This is a genomic window from Bradyrhizobium sp. 18BD, assembly GCF_054185225.1.
The window spans coordinates 203,477-219,121 of record NZ_JAVAYL010000005.1 but is presented as its reverse complement, the minus strand read 5'-3'; the positions used below and the strand labels follow the sequence as shown (position 1 = coordinate 219,121).

Here is a 15,645-nt window from a genome sequence, read left to right as displayed (position 1 = left end):
GAACAGATTTCGTTCCGCCGAATCCGGTCGTCCGCATTTGATTAAAGTTTGCGCCGTCGGGCAAAGCACTGGCATGATGTCAGGATCGCCACGCGTGGTTTGCCGCCAACTGGAGAAAAGCGCGATGATCCGGCGTGCCCGCGCGTCAGATATCTCCCGGGTGGCTGCTCTCTATCACGCGGTTTGGCACGAGACCCACGCTGCCTTCATGCCCCGTGCGGAAATGATCCGCCGGTCGATGGAGTTCTTCGTGGAGAGGATGACGGCACTCTCGCAGTCGACTTTGGTCACGGAGCTGAACGAAGAGGTCGTGGCGTTTTCGGCGTGGAGAGGCGGGCATTTGGGCCAGCTTTTCGTAGCGCTGCCGCATCGAGGGACGGGCGTCGCGCCAAACCTGCTGACAGCCGCCGAAATCGAGATGGCCAGGGAAGGCATTGCCGAGGCGGAGCTGCACTGTGCCGTTGGCAATGACCGTGCGCGCCGCTTCTACGAGCGCATGGGCTGGCACCACAAGGCGGACATCGTGGAACAGGTTGCCGGTGAGCATGGGCAAACCGATGTCGCGTTCTGGTGCATGACCAAGGTTCTCACCAGCTAGCACACGTCCATCGACCACTTCCGCTCGTGGGCCGCCGAAATCCTGCAATTTTGTATGGCGCCACACTTATTTTGCGATCATGCTGTTGGTAAATTGGCTGCGGGATTTGAGTTGGCCACGGGAGGCCAAAAATGGAGCGACCAATCGCGTTGTCGGCGTTGCTGACAATTGGCTTTCTGACTGGAAGCACTGGAGCGGGAAGCGCCGCAGTCTACTGCCACGACGTTGGCTATCCCGCTAATTGCGCCGCGCGTCCCGGGCTCGTAATCGCACCAAGCCACGAGCCTCGCCGAATCCCATCCTCAATTGATTCTCGCCCGAGCGGCGTTATTAGGCAGGACTTATTCGACCGGAATAACCCGAACAACCTGCGATCCGATTGGCCTAGTCCACCAGCTCAACCGGGCTGGTGAGCGGTCAGTCTGCTTCCGGCCCCGTTGCGGACGTCGCTCGAAGAACCGCCCTTGCGGCATCTTTGTTGAAGCTCGCCCAAAGTATCCTGACCTGCTTCACGTCGGTCATTCTCCGACGTTCAGTGGACAGCACAGGAAGCGTCTAAGTTGATGTGCCGACTGTGCTAACTCGCCTTCGGCGCAAATGACGTGTTTTACGGAACTTGAGTATTTCCTGGATAGTTCCGCGCCTGGGAACGAAATATATCACTGGTGTCATCACCGTTCGGGCCCCACACTCTGATCACCACCGAGCGACCCCCGGCCTTTATCGGTGATGAGAACGCACCGTAGCGCTCCCGCCTACTCAAACAGGGAGCAGCGCCATGACCCCGCGTCGGCGTCGTTTCACGCAAACCGAAACATTGGAAGAACGACTGAGCAAGGAGGCGATACGCCTGCGTGAAGAGGCCAAAAGTCTCCCGCATGGCGCCAAGCGCGAGGACGTGTTGCGGAAGGCCCGTCAGTGTGAAACCGGCTCGCATATGAGCGAGTGGCTGAAATCTCCCGGCCTGCAACCTCCGGAGTAGCCGAATGAAAGATGTGCTCGAACATCTCGCGACCTTGCGCGAGCAGATTGGGAAGTGCGAGGAGTTGACGGCTGCGGCGAAATCGCAGACCAAGCGCGCGGCCTTCGCAAGAGTCGTTGCCCACTACAGGGTCCTCGCCTCCGAACTGGAAAGAGCAATTGCGCGGATGGAGGCCGAGCAAGCGTCAGATGCAAAGCGCTTGCGCGAAGCTACGCTGATTCCGCCCGGGCCTTCGCGCGAGCAAGTCATGCGCAAGGCTCGCCAATCCGAGACCGGCTCGCACATGAACGAATGGCTACGATCGCCTGGATTAAAGCCGCCCGAGTGAGCCACTTCAACGAGCAACTGTCGCCTCGGGCTTGCGTTGACCCTTCATGGCAGAGTCGTTCGGTCATGAGTTTACTATCGTCGAGGTGACCTCGGATTCGGGGGCAACGACGGAGATATGGCTTGCTCTGGCTAAGCCCAAGCAGGCGGTGACGCTGGTCCTGGCAGCCGTGCCGGAAGGTTGGACAGCACGAATTCTACCTACCGTCCTTACTGAAGAGCAGCAAAGGACCTTCGAAGAAATCAACCTCGAGCCAGGTGACGTTTACAAAATTTCGTCGGAATGAGAATGCACCCCCGGCGCGACCCCCTGCTTGTCGCAGGATGTCTCTTCCTGGCCCACGGCGAAGTTCGATGCCCTTCGAGCCATCGCCGCAGGCGACGAAACCGTCCTGAAACAATCCTGAAACCCGATTGTCCTGAACGCCTTTCCTGCTCGCCTCGACCAACGAAGCGAAAAGGAGACAATCATGATCCAGGTCGGTTCGAAGGAAGAAGTCGCGTTTCTGCTGATGCTGTTCGGCACCCACACCCAGCCCGTCAAGCGGCCGAAGCCGAAGTCGCGGCAGGGTTGAAGCGACACGGCTGAGGCGACATCCATGCCCGGCTTGGCCGAATGCCAGAGCCTCCTGCGTCTTCTGATCGCAAGGGGCGATCCGAAGGCGATCCCGCAGGCCAAGGGCGCCATCGACCAATATTTCAACACGGCGCCGGTCAGCGCCCGCGGACGCGGCCTGCGCGTGCTCCAGCGTGATGCGCTCGACCTCCATGTCGCCGCCGTCGGCGTGCAGCGCTCCTTCGCCGAAACGGTGGACGCCTATATCGAAGGCAAGCTTGCGGAGGACTGAGCGCCGGCCCCACTTCGCCGCTCTCGTTCGCGTGAACGGCGCCAGGTCCTGTTCAGAGGTCCTGTTCAGAGGTCCTGCTTGGCATCCCTCTTGCTGCATACCGTCTCAATCCCGGCCCTATCCTGCGGGCTGACCCAGATTGAGGCGATTAACATGCAAGCAGCGTCCCGTTTCGAAGCGACCGCGTCCCTCCAGCTCCACGCGCTGATTTCCGACCTGCAATGGCGGGTTCAGATGCTCGAGGGCGACCTCCTCGAGGAGGAGCGCAAAGCCGGCAATGCCGATCCCGCCAGTTCCACCTATTCCATGCTGGCCCAGAACCTGCGCGCGCGCCGGGACAATCTGCGGATATCGATCGCCTTGCTGGAGGCGCGGACCGGGCGGGCGGGGCTGTCGCACGCAGCCTGACCGGTCCGCATCTCATCGCGCTTTAGTGGCGAACCACCGGCTCGCGCCGCTCCGGCGGCGCGTTCGGTGGCGAATGGCCTGGTCCCCTGAGCAGGCCGATCTTGCGGCCGAGCTGCCAGACCTCGACGTCGCCCCGGCGCGTGTATTGCTGCGCGACGACGAGCGCGTCCGCATCGGACTGCGCCTCGAAAGCTTCGGCTGATTGAAAGATGCCGTTCTCGCCGACGAGGTAGGCGCGATAATGCTGGCTCATGTCGGCGCCCTCAGGCCGGGCGAATGCAGCCAGGCCTCGATCCGCATCGCCATCTCGTCCTGCCGCGCCCGGCGCAGCAGCAGCTCGCGACGGCGTCCCGGCGGCAGCGCGCGCGCCTCGTCGCGCAGGCGTCGCGCCTCGTCTTCGAGCCGCTGGTTGAGAGTCCTGGTCTGTTTGAAACGACGGCGCCTGAACATGGCGCTGCTCCCTGTTCGCGTGAGGCGGGAGCGCAACGGGCGTTCTCATCACCGATTGATGCCACGGGCCTTGCGGTGATGGGTTAACCATAGCCCTGCTGGCAGTGCGGGGCACTATCAAATGTTGGTCGCCGGCAGAAAATTCGAGCGCGGGTTGTGGCGGTTTTTGAGCGGTTTGAGTGGGTTACTCATCTTCGGACCTGGCTCTGCTGCATTGCTTCCAAAGCGTGCTAGGACGCGGACTCATTAAGGCGCAGCCATAGCCTGATTGACGCGAGTTGAACGAATGCGAATACGGCGCTTACGGACAGGAGCGGACATCAACCAGTCCTCAATCTCTGCCAAATGCGTCGAAAATGACCCATTGCAGACTTCGCTGAGAGTTGGCATCGTCCCGCAATGATTAACGACTGGCTTGCCGATATGCGTGCGTGGGCGCTCAGCTTGACCGTCTATTGCGTTGCTTGCACCAGCGCAGTTGCCTGCATGCCAAGTACAGAACGAGGCATTTTATTCGAGCACGTTCCGACCGACATCGACGCACCGGTCGTCATAGAAGCGACCATCTATGACCAGACGCAAGTGGGCGACGCCCGTGGCGATCAGATGATCTTAATGAACGCGCGGGTTGATCGAGTGATCAAGGGATCAGTCGATGCCAAGTACTTGAGGATATTTGTCTACAAGGGAGGCTGCACCCGCGTTGGCATCGGGCAGGGTATCGTTCTCGGAAAGCTTCGTGACGATCCTCAGCGCGGAGTTATGTTAGAAGCAATCGAGAGGGCTGACATGCGAGCGTGGTCCAAAGACTTCTCGCAAAAGCAAACGGACATTTTTGGTACCGCAAAGTGCGTGAAAAACGAGTTTGGTGTCCGTGAGTGCCGCCTTACCGGTACTGGCCCGGAGTGGACCAAACCCTAAGTACCCGATCGGGTCTGCTTGTGGCCCATCGCGACATATTGCGCTGCCGCCCGAAGTCGGTCGCTAGAGGGGCAAAGCAGACATTGCTTTTAGTCGCATCACGCCGCCGGGTTTATGGGTACACGGCCTAGCGTTCGCCGGGCCACCAGTGAGATGCGGGGTGGCTAGCCGAGATTTTCGTCGGCCTTAGCGCCACAAGCGAACTTCGCTTGTAGGGGTAATGTCTCAACTGGGAGCAGTCTTTGCACCGCAGGTACCGTTCGAGTTCATGCACCGGCGTCGTTTTGGGTCGCCGGATGATGTCGAGCGCCACGGTCTGGTTGGTGTCGCAGCCGAGACAACGGACCTCGAGGTAAAGGTATCCCGCATTGATCGCATCTCCGATGGTCGGCGATGGCTGCGCGGGACCTTTGTAGCCGAGCATCCGCTCGTTCCACGCTACGCAGGCGAGCTTGTCAGCCTCCTTGCGCGCTTCCTTGGCACGCTCGGCCGACATCTTGATCTGAGTGCCAAAGAGATATTCGCGCGACTTCGTGGTCATCCCGGCATAGAGGTCATGAGCTTGCGCTGTTGGCAAATCATCGATTCCTAGGGGGTGCCGGTGGCGTTGGGCTACTGCTTCTCGTGGGTGTGGAAAACGTTCAGGACTCAGCGCTCTGTCGGCTCCGCGTCGGCTGTGAAGAAAGCGGCCAAGAAGCTCGGCAGCAGCAGAAAGAAGGTCGAGCGCAAACTCGGGCGCAAAGGGCGTTAGGAACTTTCAGTTCCAGCACACGCTTGATTTCGCGCCGGCATACCGCCGATTGGCCGGCTGGAATGGCGGCTCCGACGCGACGTGTCCCCCGTCCCACGCCGGGGCCGCTTTAAAGAGCTTGCGGCGGCGGGCAAAACACTGGCATACTCGTATCGTTGAAAGGTGTGGTTACCCCGCGCGGAGAAATCCGCTGCGGGATTTTTTGTTTTCGGAGATGCATTTGCAATCATAGGGTAATTGAAATGACTAGATTCAAAAGGCGGACGGAGCTTCCACCTCCCGTCGCTCAACGTAGTGTCAAAGAAGATCTCTTGGCTCCAACGCTGGCGCAAATTCGGACTTTGGCAAGAAGCAAGACCGAGGCCGCGATCAACGTGCTAGCCGCAATCATGTTCAGAGAGACCGCCAATGCGTTTGCGCGTGTGGCCGCCGCGAACGCTCTCTTGGCTTGGGGCTGGGGTAAGCCGGTGCAGCCATTGGCCGCTGATGAAGGCCCGCTCGAAATGATACATCGCATCGAGCGCGTCATTGTCCATCCGAACCAACCTCCGGCACTCACCAACGAGATCAACGACCGTGAAGCGCTGCAAGCGCCGCAAGCGGCTGCACCTCTCGAGAAGGTGCTGCGATGATCACGAAACCGCCGATGCCTCCTTCAGGGGCGCCCACAGCGGCGCCGGCGAAACAGGAATTAAATCTGGCCGCTTGGCCTCAGTGGATGCGGGAGGCACTATCGTATGTGCGGGACGCCGCACCATCTGAGGCCGTCAAGAGCGAGCCAGTCCGCGTTGACCCGGCGGGCGTGCGAATTCTCAGCCGAATATCTACGTCGCAGCGGCCGTCCCGAACCAGGTGATCAGCGCGTTCGCAAGCCCGTGCTGGCGCTCGTCTCCGACCCAGGCCACATGCCCGTCGGGACGCACCAGCACGGCCTTTGGCGCTGCGACCTGCCCGATGGCGGGAAGCTCCCACGGGCCGTCGTAAATGGCATCGATGAACTCGATACGATCTGCCCAGGGAGCAAGGTCGAGGGTCCACGCCTCGCCGAAATTGAGCAGCACGCCGCGCGCGTCGTGCAGCAGCGTGAACAGCCTTGTCGCGCGCCCTTCGATCGTCAGGTCGAGATCGGGCATGCGGCGTCCGAGCAGGGCATGTCCGTCGCCGAGATCGTAGCGGATGTCGAGCCCGCTCATCATCGCGCCGATGCGTTGTCGCGGCTCGTCCATGGCGAGCAGATCCGACACGACGTCGCGCGCGGCCTTGCGGCCGTCGTCGTTGCGGCGGAGCAGGGCGATCTGGGCCATGGTGTTGCGCAGCAAGCGCGCGCCGACCGGGTGGCGTTCGGCATGATAGGTATCGAGCAGGCTGTCTGACGACATGCCCTTGACCACCTGCGCCAGCTTCCAGCCGAGATTGACGGCGTCCTGCATGCCGATATTGAGGCCCTGTCCGCCGACGGAGTGATGGATATGCGCGGCATCGCCGGCGAGCAGCACGCGTCCCTTGCGATAGGACGAAGCCTGCCGGCTCGCGTCGGTGAAGCGGGAGATGTAGGACGGGTTGTGGGCCCCGAAATCGGTGCCGTACACGGCGACGAGGGCGTCGCCGAGATCGGGGAGCGTGGGCTCGCCGGTGCGGTCGAGCGTTGCTTCCGTCACGAGGACCAGCACGCGGCCGCTCTCCGCTTTGCTGAGGCCGTGGAAGCCGAGCGCGTCGTGGCGCAGGCCCCATGCGGGCTCTGCCGTCATCTCGACCTCGGCCATGAGGTTGCTGAGCGTCGGCTCGAAGCCGACGAAGTCGACGCCGGCGGTCTTGCGCACCGGGCTACGGCCGCCGTCGCAGCCGACGAGATAGTTTGTACGCAATGACACGCCGCTGGATAGATCGACGTCGACGTGGGTGGCGTCCTGGACGAACCCGGTGACTTCCGTGTTCCGATAGATCTTCACCGCGAGCTCTTCGACCCAGTCGGCCAGGATCTGCTCGATGCGGCTCTGCCGCAGGGCGAGCCCGTAAGCGTGCCTTGTGGGGAGATCGCTGATGTCGAGCCTGGTCCAGGCGAAGCCGGCGAGCTGGACGATCTGTCCTTCGCAAAGGAAGCGGTCCGCGACGCCGCGCTGATCGAGGATCTCGATGGTGCGCGCGTGCAGCCCGCCGGCGCGGGTGCCGATGAGCTCCTGGTTCGCGCGCCGCTCGATCACGGCGACGTCGATCTGCGCGAGCGTGAGCTCCGCGGCCAGCATCAGCCCGGTCGGGCCGGCGCCGGCGATGATGACGGAATGATCGTTGCGCCTCGCGCGATTTGCGCTGGTACGGCCGCGCGGCCGGGACGTCGGAAGCAACACAGGCATGTCGTGACCCCCTCGACTTGTTGGTTGGGGGGTTCTACGCGATGGTCGGGGACTTGAAGCAAGCCCGTTGCGCACCACATGTTGAGTTGGGAGGAAGAACTTGCCGTTCGGTTGACACGTCGGGCAAAACACTGGCAGAATAGCATCATCGAAAGAGTTTGGTTCAGCCCGCGCGGAGCGATCCGCTGGCGGGCTTTTTCATTTCGGCGCCGGGGCGGAGTTAGCTTCCCGGGAGCGTCCAGCCGCATCCTCAGGCACCGGTGAAATCCCGAGCTTCGTCGGCGAGCACCGGAGACAATGTGATCAGCAGCGAGAGCAGGACAACCAATCATCTCATCGGCGGACGCCTCCTAGAGTGGATGTGACGGAGGCTTAAGGCAGTTCGTCTTGTCCTTGCGTGATCGCCCGCACACGGGTCAATTTCGGTTAATCAAAATATCGGTTGACCCGTCGGGCAAAACACTGGCATAGTGGCATCATCGAAAAGTTCGTAGCGCCCGCGCGGGAAGCATCCGCGGCGGGCTTATTCGTTTCCAATTCCAGAATCGGACGGTGGCCCACGCATCACGGCCACGCACTCGCTTGATACGCGTTCCTGGAGCGCCGATCGGCGTGCCATCGTCCGAACCATTGCTGGCCGTGCACGCGCGAACGTGCCGGCCTCGCGGCGCTGGGCGCTGTTCGCCCGCGCCGCTGCGGTCTCCGGGCTTAACGGAGATAGGGTTCGCGCCCGAAACGATCGCGCTTCGTCACGCGATCTGCCGCGCATTTTGTTTATCGTGGAGGGACGATGACGGCCTATCTGATATCGCTCGCGCTTGCGGGTCTTGTTGCAATCGCGCTGTGGGAGACGTTCTCGTGAGCGAGGAGGTCGAAGGCGAACTCGCGAGCGAGCCGCCACGCTCGCCCGCGCGAAAGAGGACGTCCAGGGCGCGAACGTTGACCGAGATACGCTCGCTCGCGCGCAGCCACACCAGGACGGCGCTCCGCGTCCTCGTCGGCATCATGCGCAGCGACGACGCGACACCTGCGGCGCGCGTCTCGGCGGCCAACGCCATTCTCGATCGCGGCTGGGGCAAGGCCACGCAGCCGATCGAGAACGGAGACGATGGCCCGCTGGAGCTGGTTCACCGGATCGAGCGCGTCATCGTTCATCCGGAAAGCCCGGGTAGTGACACGGGACGCGATGGCTGAGTTGCTGGAGAATTCGATTTGAGGTTCGGTTGAATTTTGCCGTTTGACTCGTCGGGCAAAACACCGGCAGAATGGCATCATCAACACGAGTTGGTTCAGCCCGCGCCGAGCAATCGGCCGCGGGTTTTTCGTCTCGATCATTCTTTCGGCTAGTTCCTGGTCTGCTTGTTGGTCCTGCGCTGCCCGGCATAGTCCCGTTGGACCTGGTCGCTGCAATAGGACAGCTTTCGGCCATCGCCGGTAAAGTGTCCGTTGTCGATGATCCAGAGGATGACGGTATTGTCGTCGATCTTCTTGAACATCAAATTCTCTCCGTCCGGCGTTAGGCCCAGATGCTGCACGCTGACGGCCTCCGGGCCGGGAGCCGGCTGCGGTGCACAGGTCGCGCCGATCCTGACTGTGTCGGGAAGCTGAACCCGCGTCTTTTCAATCTTGCAGATGTTCGAGGCTGTCGTGATCGACTTTTCGGAGAATGCAACGACAGTGTCGTTCAACTTGGTGCAGCGCTCGTCGAAATCGGTGCCTGCCGCCGCGTAGACGCCATCCCGCGGGTGGGCGTTCGCTTCGGCTTTGGCTCTCAGCTCAGGTTCGGCGCGGGCGCGCTGCGTCTCCAGAGGGCAGTAGGCCGCACGCCAGGGGTTTACCATTCAGGCTCTTCTGAACGGAGATCGTCGCATCATCGATCCGCTTGATGAACATCACTTCCTTGAACTTCCTGGTCTCCCAGTTGGGATCGCGAGGTTCGAGATCCTGCGCGAGATTGTAGTCATTGCAAATCATGTCGAGCTTCAGCGAACCTTGCGAGAGATCATTCATTTTCCTGACGGTGCAGCCCCATTCGTAGCCGTGGACCGATTTGCCGCGGAGATCGATCGTCATGTCCTTGAGTTCGTTGCAGGACGACTGGAAGTCCTTGCCGGGCGCGGCATAGGCGCCGTCCTTTGGGCGCCACCTGTCGGACGCTGTCTTGGGGCCTTCCTGCGCGTGGATAGACAGGCCAGCGCACGACAGCAAAAGCGTGGCAAGCGCCGACAACGAGGTGAGGCCCTTCACCCGATCCAATCTCACGAAGCTATTCCTGCACACGGGGAAGCTGCCCGAGGACGTCGGCCTCAGAATAGCGGATCGACCATAGGTTGAGCAAGTGGCGTGGAAATGTGCGCCGCCTAGTTTGCCCTCAATACATTCTATGATGTGGAGATTCATATGTCTTGGGAAGATGCTCTGCGACGGATGTTGCCGCCGACCGAGGGCTTTCAACCGCACACCACCAGCCCATACGCTGCAATTCGAAAGCGTGGCACATCGCCCCATCGTGGTGTGGATGGGAACTACAGCGTCGGGCCAAACGGATAGCAGGGGATCAATCTGAGGCATCCCGCATTCTCCAGTCGATGGTCTCGTGACGAAGGCCGGTGAAGGAACCGCAGGTCGCATAGCGATCAGGGACGCAGATTGTGTCTCACACGAGCTGCTGCACACGCACCGACAGTATGTCAGCATCGGCGATCGGGTTGTCGCGGGACAGATGGTCGGCACGATGGGCAACATGGGAGTGCTCAAGGACCGCGTGGAAAATGGCGATCATCATCTTCATTATCAATTGATCGATGCCGCGGGCCGTCGTCTCGATCCTCAGGCTTTTTGGAATCAACGAGAATTGCCTGCGCCGAGCCCGCCAGCGTACGTTCCGGAGCATCAGCGGTATCTCCAGGACGCTGACCTCGTCGCCGCGACCCGCCCGCAGGATGTGCGGGTTCTGAGGAGAATGACTGTCGAACGATCGGATCGATCCGCTTTCAATTCGAGTGATGGTGTGCCGGTGCCCTTTGTTCCTCCCGACGCTTCATTCCCGCTTTCGACGCAGAGCGACTTCGAGAGACGATTCGGATCGTGGCCTACGTCTCCCGGCGGCGTCCTTGCCGGTTCCAATCAAGCTCCGCAGGGACAACCCGACACACCCAACAACGAAGACCGGTCCACGATCTGGCGTAGGCGCACCGGCCTGCCCTAGGGCGAGCGAGCGCATCCATTGTCGATTCTGAAAATTCCGACCGCCAAGATATTCGAACCGCTGCTGCAACCTGCGCGCTACAAGGGCGTTTACGGCGGACGCGGCTCGGGAAAGTCGCATTTTTTCGGCGAGCTCCTTGTCGAGACCTGCCAGGCGGAGCGCGGCACGCTCGCGGTTTGCATCCGCGAGGCGCAGCGGACGCTGGCGCAATCCTCGAAGCGCTTGATCGAGGGCAAGATCGCGAGCCTTGGTCTCGGCCACGGCTTCAAGCTGTTCAGTGACAAGATCGAGACACCCGGCGACGGGCTCATCATCTTCAGGGGACTGCAAGACGACGCCGGCAAATACCGGCTGATGATGAAGGCGAGGGATGCCGTCGCGGCGAAGCCGATGCCTGTGGTGCAGAGACCGGGCCTGGCGGCGGGCCGAGGTGAGCGCGATCAGCACGACTTGCGAACGTTGAGCGCCCGGCTTTCGAGCACGGGCGATCTCAAGGATGCGGTTGCTCTCTATCAGGCTAAGACCGCCGCTCGCAGATGAGTGATGTGTACCGGCGAGCCTTCGCATATTATCAAGGACATTGAACGTACCTTCTTGGCTCTGGATAGAGACGTTGTGCATACAGGACAGACAGGATGCCCATGCTGTTGAGACGTGTTTTGTCAGTCATGATGATCGCGGCAGGCCTTCTCTCATCGGTCGATGTGCTTGCCGCTGACTATACTGTTTCCTATGCGTTCGATGGCACGACCCGGGCGGATGTTGCCGCAGGCGCGACGAGCGTGCTCAACGAAGAGGGGATTGCGAAGGAATGCCGGTATGAAAGGTATTGCACCATAGAGCTCACGAAATCGGATCTGACGATATCGATCAAGGTTGAGCGTTCCGGGTACCACAAGGCGGTTGTCTTTGCCGACGGCGGCCGTAGCCGGGACATCGAGTGCTGCTATTTTTCGGACGGCGACCGTATGGCGGCGCGCGAGCTTACCCAGCCACTGCTCCGCCTGTACATCTACGAAGGGCACGCTCGCAAGAGAAACGAGTACGTCCAGAATCTCCCTTTGGGGCTTCTGTATCTCCAATTTTCTGACTTGAAATAGTCTGGCGTCCGGGCACGCTGCAGCCCGCTCTTATCTCCTTTCATCGTCGGCCGAATTCTCCTGCGATCATTCGTTGAACGCAAGGTCGGATCGGCATGCTTCCACAGAGGCTCATCATGGCCACCATCGAACGGCAGTACTTGCCTCCTCTAAATCCGGAGACGACGATCGCTGAGGCGGATCGTCCACGTGTCTACGATATCGTGCGTAGGCAATTGGCGGAACTCCTGGACGGCGACCAGTCCTACTATCCGGATGGGGTCCAGAAGGATTGGCAGGCACGGGCCGAAGATCTCGATGGATATATTAGATCGTTCAAGAGCTTGCGAGGACGAGCCAATGATCCTGCTGACATCCTCGGAGAGTGATCAGGTATCTGCGCCGGCACGCCAAGACCTTCCGCGATCAAATCGGAACCGCGGGGCCCTCCGATCCAATCGAGCTGCCGCCAGCACTATCACCAACGACCCGGGACAAGAACGAGCTGTATCTCGAGCCGAATCCGGTTGCACCGCCGATGGATGCTGATCCTCAACCGCGAGAGCGGTGGGCAGTTTCGACAACCTCCAGGGGTCTGCCCGACAGCGGGACGATCAGGCCGGAGCGGCGCATCGCGCCACCAATATTCTTCCCGCTTTAGGGAAGCTCTCGCCGTACCGGCCAACTGGTCAAAGTGAATCCAAGACAGGGATACGCACCATGAGCGAGGACGACCGAAATCTCATCGAACGCGCCGAGTCCATTACCGGAAATCTCTATGGCGAACCTATGTCGCCGGAGCGGATTGCGGAGAACTTCGCACTCTACGGCCTGAAGAAGCGTGTAGCCGCGCTAGAGCGGTTCGACGCCGAGCTGGGCGGTGAGATCGACTCGAGCCCTCACAGCTTGCGAAAGCGCGTTCAACTGGTCAATCTGCGCCGGCGCATGGGCAGTCTGCACGAGGCACTGCGCAAAGCGAAGCGATGACCCATCCGCTGCTGACGGCGCTTGCCCAGGCGCGGCTACGCGACGCGCCGATGTTCGTCAAATGGTGCGAGCTGAACGGTGTGACCGCCTGTCCGGCGACGCCCGCGTCGGTCGCGCGTTTCGTGACCGACTGCGCGTCGCTCGGCATGAGCCGGCTCTGGCCGGCCGTGCAGGATATATCCCGGATGCACGTGTCGCTCGGCCTCGCCGATCCCACGCTGGGCGGGGCGGCGGCAAGCGCGATGAGCGTGATCGCGGCCATTCCGCCGCCACGGTCCTGGCCGGGGTCGTTCAAGGAACGGTTCAGCGCGCTTCCCTACGACATCCAGGTTCATCTCGCCTCGCACGAAGCTCAGCGGGAACGCGCGCTGCGGCGCGCGCAGAACGAGGCTGCTTCCGCCCGCCAGAAGCTGGCGGCATTCGAGGCTCAAACAAAGGACGAAAAGACCAATGGAAATGAAGCAGCAGCGCGCGACAAGAATTGAGGAACGCATCGAGGAGCTGCGCGCCGAAATCGACGGCATCATCGACGCGCGCGTCGCCAGGATCGCAGGCGACAGCCCCGGCGTCCCCGCCGGTGTGATCCGCAACCTCCTGACAGCCCGGGCGCCGTCCTGTCGCTGCGCGCAATATATCGAGCTGTGCGGCGGAGAAACGAAGAATTCGGACTGACTGTCGCTGGGCAGATGATGCCCTTGGATCCACAACGGCGACGATGGCTGCGCGCCTCAATATTCGGGAAGCAAGATGACTCTCTACAAATGGTCTCAAACGGCAGGCAACAATGCGAGTGCGGACAGCACGATCAATTGGGCCGAAGGGCAAGTGCCTTCCAGCATCAATGACTCTGCTCGCGCGATGATGGCTAGCCTAGCGAAATATCGAGATGATACTTGCGGGGGCGGGCTCGGTACGGGTGGCACCGCGACGGCCTATACGCTCGCGAGCAATCAGGTTTTCGACTCCACCGCGCACATGGCCGCGCAGGAACTGACAGTCTACTTCCACGCGACCAGTGGCGCCAATCCAACGTTGAATGTTGACAATCTCGGAGCCTTTCCAATTGTTACCGACGGGGCCGGTACGCCGGTCCCTTCCGGCACGCTGATCGCGGGAACTCCGTATGAACTAACTTTCGTCAACACCAGCAGCCATTTTCGTTTGAAAAACTTCTTCGTAGTCCCCTATGTGATGCCGATCGGCGCGGTCATGGAGTTTTACGGCTTCTCCGTTCCCAACGGCAATTTCGCATTCCCGAATGGCCAGGCGATCTCGCGCACGACATATGCCGCGCTGTTTGCGTTGATCGGAACGACTTACGGGACTGGCGATGGCTCGACGACCTTCAATCTGCCCGATCTCACCGGCCGCGTAACGGCGATGAAAGAGGCGATCGCCTCCCGTCTGACCGCGAGCTATTTTGGCGGCAATTCGACGGTGTTGGGCTCTGTCGGTGGCTCGGAAGCTCACATTCTCAGTGCTGGCGAAATCCCGTCGATCACGTCGGCTGACGTCAATACGATCTCAGTTCTTTCGGCCTCAACCAACGTTGTCTCCGGCAATCTTGGTAACACTACCGCTGGCAATTCTGGTCCAATCACGGTGTTTAATCCGGGACAGGCAACCGCCGGACAACTAAGTTCTTCGGGAAACAACACCATCAGCGTCACGTCTAGCAACACCGGCGGCGCTGCCCACACCAACGTGCAGCACACGATCATCTGCAACAAGATCATGCGGATCATTTGACAGCCTCTTGACGATGGAGGCTGCCATTCTAATTCCTGGCCTCTCGATGAATTTTTGGGTCAGGTAAGACAGCGCGAACACCACCGCAAAAAACGATGGTGTATCAAGTACGTCTGGCAGCCTTTCATAAGGAAGGTAGTCAAGCACTACAGCGTGAACGAGGTAGAGCGAGAATGAAATTCGGCCTGTCCAAGCTATAAAATTGTCCTTCAGGACAGTTTTTGATGCTTCGTGATGAAGGATCGCGACGGCGCAAAGCAATGCAGCGATGCTCATTTCAAGGTGCCAGTGGCTGAGCGGCGCAAGTTTGGCGATCATTAAATTGGCCGTGAGCCCTCCCCAAAACCAAAGGCGCGAGGAAAACAGGCGGATCAGGCGAGCCTTCTTCTCGACAAGAAGCGCACAGATTGCTCCGTACATGAGTTGATCGAGATAAAGCACCGTCAACCATTGGTCGTTGCCGAGAGGCCAACTCTCCGGCGTCCCGCCGTCACGGACCTTTGCCCAAATACTGACCCCGATCAAAAGTGCGATTACAAGCGGCAACAGTCCCCGTCTGTAAGTGAGCACGAAGACCACCGGGAACGTGAGGTAGAACCAAAACTCTGCATGCAGGGACCAAGCTACCGCTGTTGCATAGCCTGTGCCGCTCGGCAATTGGGTGAAGGTCAGTAACCCCGTCAGGCCACCGATTAAACGGGGCAGCATGTCTGGGCGATAGACCCAAGCCAAAATAATAGCCGCAGTTAGCGTCACGGCATAGAGCGGGAAGATTCGCATGAACCTTCGAAAAACGAACCCCGCGATGTTCGGCGCCGAGAGGCTGGGGAGGTGTATCAAGATACGCGTAATTAGAAAGCCGCTGAGACAGAAGAAAATGCTCACGCCGATCGAGCCGCCGGGCATTTTCCCCTTGTGGCAGAACAGGACCAGCAAGGCGGCAAATGCGCGGATGTAGTCGTAATAAGCGTCCCTCTGACCCATTC

23 protein-coding genes and 1 pseudogene are annotated in these 15,645 nt (G+C 60.5%); 17 read left to right on the top strand and 7 right to left on the bottom strand.

The window, feature by feature from the left end; translation table 11 throughout:
* Window positions 1-124: 124 nt before the first annotated feature.
* The 6 genes from RAD16_RS11605 (at window position 125) to RAD16_RS11580 (ending at window position 3,163) form a co-directional block, all read left to right on the top strand.
* Complete coding sequence (locus tag RAD16_RS11605; RefSeq protein ID WP_458158004.1) at window positions 125-598, top strand: N-acetyltransferase family protein; 474 nt, start codon at window positions 125-127, stop codon at window positions 596-598.
* 778 nt (window positions 599-1,376) lie between these two features.
* Window positions 1,377-1,580: a hypothetical protein gene (locus RAD16_RS11600; protein ID WP_458158003.1), complete on the top strand. Its 204-nt coding sequence runs from the start codon at window positions 1,377-1,379 to the stop codon at window positions 1,578-1,580.
* Between the two features lie 4 nt (window positions 1,581-1,584).
* Window positions 1,585-1,908 carry a hypothetical protein gene (locus RAD16_RS11595; protein ID WP_458158002.1) on the top strand — a complete coding sequence of 108 codons (324 nt, stop codon included), beginning with the start codon at window positions 1,585-1,587 and terminating at the stop codon, window positions 1,906-1,908.
* A gap of 46 nt (window positions 1,909-1,954) precedes the next feature.
* Window positions 1,955-2,194: a hypothetical protein gene (locus RAD16_RS11590; protein ID WP_458158001.1), complete on the top strand. Its 240-nt coding sequence runs from the start codon at window positions 1,955-1,957 to the stop codon at window positions 2,192-2,194.
* A 312-nt stretch (window positions 2,195-2,506) separates the two neighbouring features.
* A complete protein-coding gene (locus tag RAD16_RS11585) occupies window positions 2,507-2,755 on the top strand; it encodes a hypothetical protein (RefSeq protein WP_458158000.1) in 249 nt (82 codons plus the stop codon).
* Between the two features lie 153 nt (window positions 2,756-2,908).
* The gene (locus RAD16_RS11580) at window positions 2,909-3,163 is read left to right on the top strand and encodes a hypothetical protein (protein WP_458157999.1); all 255 of its coding nucleotides are present in this window, start codon (window positions 2,909-2,911) and stop codon (window positions 3,161-3,163) included.
* A gap of 22 nt (window positions 3,164-3,185) precedes the next feature.
* Here the strand turns inward: RAD16_RS11580 and RAD16_RS11575 are convergent, their stop codons facing one another.
* Complete coding sequence (locus tag RAD16_RS11575) at window positions 3,186-3,416, bottom strand: hypothetical protein (protein WP_458157998.1); 231 nt, start codon at window positions 3,414-3,416, stop codon at window positions 3,186-3,188.
* Window positions 3,413-3,613, bottom strand: coding sequence for a hypothetical protein (locus RAD16_RS11570; RefSeq protein WP_458157996.1), 201 nt, complete (start codon window positions 3,611-3,613; stop codon window positions 3,413-3,415). The genes RAD16_RS11575 and RAD16_RS11570 overlap by 4 nt, the downstream gene beginning before the upstream one ends.
* Before the next feature lie 399 nt (window positions 3,614-4,012).
* Between RAD16_RS11570 and RAD16_RS11565 the strand changes: the two genes are divergently transcribed.
* Window positions 4,013-4,534 (top strand): hypothetical protein, encoded by a 522-nt coding sequence (locus RAD16_RS11565; protein WP_458157995.1) that lies wholly within the window; start codon window positions 4,013-4,015, stop codon window positions 4,532-4,534.
* Between the two features lie 127 nt (window positions 4,535-4,661).
* Here the strand turns inward: RAD16_RS11565 and RAD16_RS11560 are convergent, their stop codons facing one another.
* Window positions 4,662-5,075 (bottom strand): hypothetical protein, encoded by a 414-nt coding sequence (locus tag RAD16_RS11560; RefSeq protein WP_458158189.1) that lies wholly within the window; start codon window positions 5,073-5,075, stop codon window positions 4,662-4,664.
* A 521-nt stretch (window positions 5,076-5,596) separates the two neighbouring features.
* Here RAD16_RS11560 and RAD16_RS11555 point away from each other — a divergent pair.
* Complete coding sequence (locus RAD16_RS11555; protein ID WP_458157994.1) at window positions 5,597-5,917, top strand: hypothetical protein; 321 nt, start codon at window positions 5,597-5,599, stop codon at window positions 5,915-5,917.
* Between the two features lie 192 nt (window positions 5,918-6,109).
* On the opposite strand, the gene RAD16_RS11550 is transcribed toward RAD16_RS11555, so the two are convergent.
* Window positions 6,110-7,636 carry an FAD-dependent monooxygenase gene (locus RAD16_RS11550; RefSeq protein ID WP_458157993.1) on the bottom strand — a complete coding sequence of 509 codons (1,527 nt, stop codon included), beginning with the start codon at window positions 7,634-7,636 and terminating at the stop codon, window positions 6,110-6,112.
* Window positions 7,637-8,494: 858 nt separating this feature from the next.
* Between RAD16_RS11550 and RAD16_RS11545 the strand changes: the two genes are divergently transcribed.
* Window positions 8,495-8,830: a hypothetical protein gene (locus RAD16_RS11545; protein WP_458157992.1), complete on the top strand. Its 336-nt coding sequence runs from the start codon at window positions 8,495-8,497 to the stop codon at window positions 8,828-8,830.
* 149 nt (window positions 8,831-8,979) lie between these two features.
* Here the strand turns inward: RAD16_RS11545 and RAD16_RS11540 are convergent, their stop codons facing one another.
* Both RAD16_RS11540 and RAD16_RS11535 read right to left on the bottom strand, forming a co-directional pair.
* Window positions 8,980-9,477: a hypothetical protein gene (locus tag RAD16_RS11540; protein ID WP_458157991.1), complete on the bottom strand. Its 498-nt coding sequence runs from the start codon at window positions 9,475-9,477 to the stop codon at window positions 8,980-8,982.
* Window positions 9,413-9,883, bottom strand: coding sequence for a hypothetical protein (locus RAD16_RS11535; protein ID WP_458157990.1), 471 nt, complete (start codon window positions 9,881-9,883; stop codon window positions 9,413-9,415). The genes RAD16_RS11540 and RAD16_RS11535 overlap by 65 nt, the downstream gene beginning before the upstream one ends.
* A gap of 349 nt (window positions 9,884-10,232) precedes the next feature.
* Here RAD16_RS11535 and RAD16_RS11530 point away from each other — a divergent pair, with 349 nt between their 5' ends.
* From RAD16_RS11530 to RAD16_RS11495, 8 genes and pseudogenes are all read left to right on the top strand, one after another.
* Window positions 10,233-10,844: a M23 family metallopeptidase gene (locus RAD16_RS11530; RefSeq protein ID WP_458157989.1), complete on the top strand. Its 612-nt coding sequence runs from the start codon at window positions 10,233-10,235 to the stop codon at window positions 10,842-10,844.
* Between the two features lie 18 nt (window positions 10,845-10,862).
* Window positions 10,863-11,177 (top strand): annotated as a pseudogene (locus tag RAD16_RS11525) (phage terminase large subunit); the annotation flags it as partial.
* Between the two features lie 302 nt (window positions 11,178-11,479).
* Window positions 11,480-11,944, top strand: coding sequence for a hypothetical protein (locus RAD16_RS11520; RefSeq protein WP_458157988.1), 465 nt, complete (start codon window positions 11,480-11,482; stop codon window positions 11,942-11,944).
* 116 nt (window positions 11,945-12,060) lie between these two features.
* Window positions 12,061-12,312, top strand: a complete 252-nt coding sequence (locus tag RAD16_RS11515) for a hypothetical protein (protein WP_458157987.1) — start codon at window positions 12,061-12,063, stop codon at window positions 12,310-12,312.
* A 331-nt stretch (window positions 12,313-12,643) separates the two neighbouring features.
* On the top strand, window positions 12,644-12,910 hold the full coding sequence (locus tag RAD16_RS11510; RefSeq protein WP_458157986.1) for a hypothetical protein: 267 nt from the start codon (window positions 12,644-12,646) through the stop codon (window positions 12,908-12,910).
* Window positions 12,907-13,395 (top strand): hypothetical protein, encoded by a 489-nt coding sequence (locus RAD16_RS11505; RefSeq protein WP_458157985.1) that lies wholly within the window; start codon window positions 12,907-12,909, stop codon window positions 13,393-13,395. Before RAD16_RS11510 ends, RAD16_RS11505 begins: the two co-directional genes overlap by 4 nt.
* Entirely contained in the window at window positions 13,361-13,582 is a 222-nt protein-coding gene (locus tag RAD16_RS11500) for a hypothetical protein (protein WP_458157984.1), read from the top strand. The genes RAD16_RS11505 and RAD16_RS11500 overlap by 35 nt, the downstream gene beginning before the upstream one ends.
* Window positions 13,583-13,657: 75 nt before the next feature.
* A complete protein-coding gene (locus RAD16_RS11495) occupies window positions 13,658-14,659 on the top strand; it encodes a phage tail protein (RefSeq protein WP_458157983.1) in 1,002 nt (333 codons plus the stop codon).
* Here RAD16_RS11495 and RAD16_RS11490 read toward each other — a convergent pair.
* Window positions 14,546-15,643: an acyltransferase family protein gene (locus tag RAD16_RS11490; protein WP_458157982.1), complete on the bottom strand. Its 1,098-nt coding sequence runs from the start codon at window positions 15,641-15,643 to the stop codon at window positions 14,546-14,548. The two genes, RAD16_RS11495 and RAD16_RS11490, sit on opposite strands and share 114 nt — an antisense overlap.
* Between the last annotated feature and the right edge of the window lie 2 nt (window positions 15,644-15,645).

What these genes read in the sequence shown, in the direction of transcription:
- RAD16_RS11605 (WP_458158004.1), top strand. Translation starts at nt 125, where the DNA reads ATGATCCGGCGTGCCCGCGCGTCAGATATCTCCCGGGTGGCTGCTCTC.
- RAD16_RS11600 (WP_458158003.1), top strand. Translation starts at nt 1,377, where the DNA reads ATGACCCCGCGTCGGCGTCGTTTCACGCAAACCGAAACATTGGAAGAA.
- RAD16_RS11595 (WP_458158002.1), top strand. Translation starts at nt 1,585, where the DNA reads ATGAAAGATGTGCTCGAACATCTCGCGACCTTGCGCGAGCAGATTGGG.
- RAD16_RS11590 (WP_458158001.1), top strand. Translation starts at nt 1,955, where the DNA reads ATGGCAGAGTCGTTCGGTCATGAGTTTACTATCGTCGAGGTGACCTCG.
- RAD16_RS11585 (WP_458158000.1), top strand. Translation starts at nt 2,507, where the DNA reads ATGCCCGGCTTGGCCGAATGCCAGAGCCTCCTGCGTCTTCTGATCGCA.
- RAD16_RS11580 (WP_458157999.1), top strand. Translation starts at nt 2,909, where the DNA reads ATGCAAGCAGCGTCCCGTTTCGAAGCGACCGCGTCCCTCCAGCTCCAC.
- RAD16_RS11575 (WP_458157998.1), bottom strand. Translation starts at nt 3,416, where the DNA reads ATGAGCCAGCATTATCGCGCCTACCTCGTCGGCGAGAACGGCATCTTT.
- RAD16_RS11570 (WP_458157996.1), bottom strand. Translation starts at nt 3,613, where the DNA reads ATGTTCAGGCGCCGTCGTTTCAAACAGACCAGGACTCTCAACCAGCGG.
- RAD16_RS11565 (WP_458157995.1), top strand. Translation starts at nt 4,013, where the DNA reads ATGATTAACGACTGGCTTGCCGATATGCGTGCGTGGGCGCTCAGCTTG.
- RAD16_RS11560 (WP_458158189.1), bottom strand. Translation starts at nt 5,075, where the DNA reads ATGACCACGAAGTCGCGCGAATATCTCTTTGGCACTCAGATCAAGATG.
- RAD16_RS11550 (WP_458157993.1), bottom strand. Translation starts at nt 7,636, where the DNA reads ATGCCTGTGTTGCTTCCGACGTCCCGGCCGCGCGGCCGTACCAGCGCA.
- RAD16_RS11540 (WP_458157991.1), bottom strand. Translation starts at nt 9,477, where the DNA reads ATGGTAAACCCCTGGCGTGCGGCCTACTGCCCTCTGGAGACGCAGCGC.
- RAD16_RS11520 (WP_458157988.1), top strand. Translation starts at nt 11,480, where the DNA reads ATGCCCATGCTGTTGAGACGTGTTTTGTCAGTCATGATGATCGCGGCA.
- RAD16_RS11515 (WP_458157987.1), top strand. Translation starts at nt 12,061, where the DNA reads ATGGCCACCATCGAACGGCAGTACTTGCCTCCTCTAAATCCGGAGACG.
- RAD16_RS11510 (WP_458157986.1), top strand. Translation starts at nt 12,644, where the DNA reads ATGAGCGAGGACGACCGAAATCTCATCGAACGCGCCGAGTCCATTACC.
- RAD16_RS11505 (WP_458157985.1), top strand. Translation starts at nt 12,907, where the DNA reads ATGACCCATCCGCTGCTGACGGCGCTTGCCCAGGCGCGGCTACGCGAC.
- RAD16_RS11500 (WP_458157984.1), top strand. Translation starts at nt 13,361, where the DNA reads ATGGAAATGAAGCAGCAGCGCGCGACAAGAATTGAGGAACGCATCGAG.
- RAD16_RS11495 (WP_458157983.1), top strand. Translation starts at nt 13,658, where the DNA reads ATGACTCTCTACAAATGGTCTCAAACGGCAGGCAACAATGCGAGTGCG.
- RAD16_RS11490 (WP_458157982.1), bottom strand. Translation starts at nt 15,643, where the DNA reads ATGGGTCAGAGGGACGCTTATTACGACTACATCCGCGCATTTGCCGCC.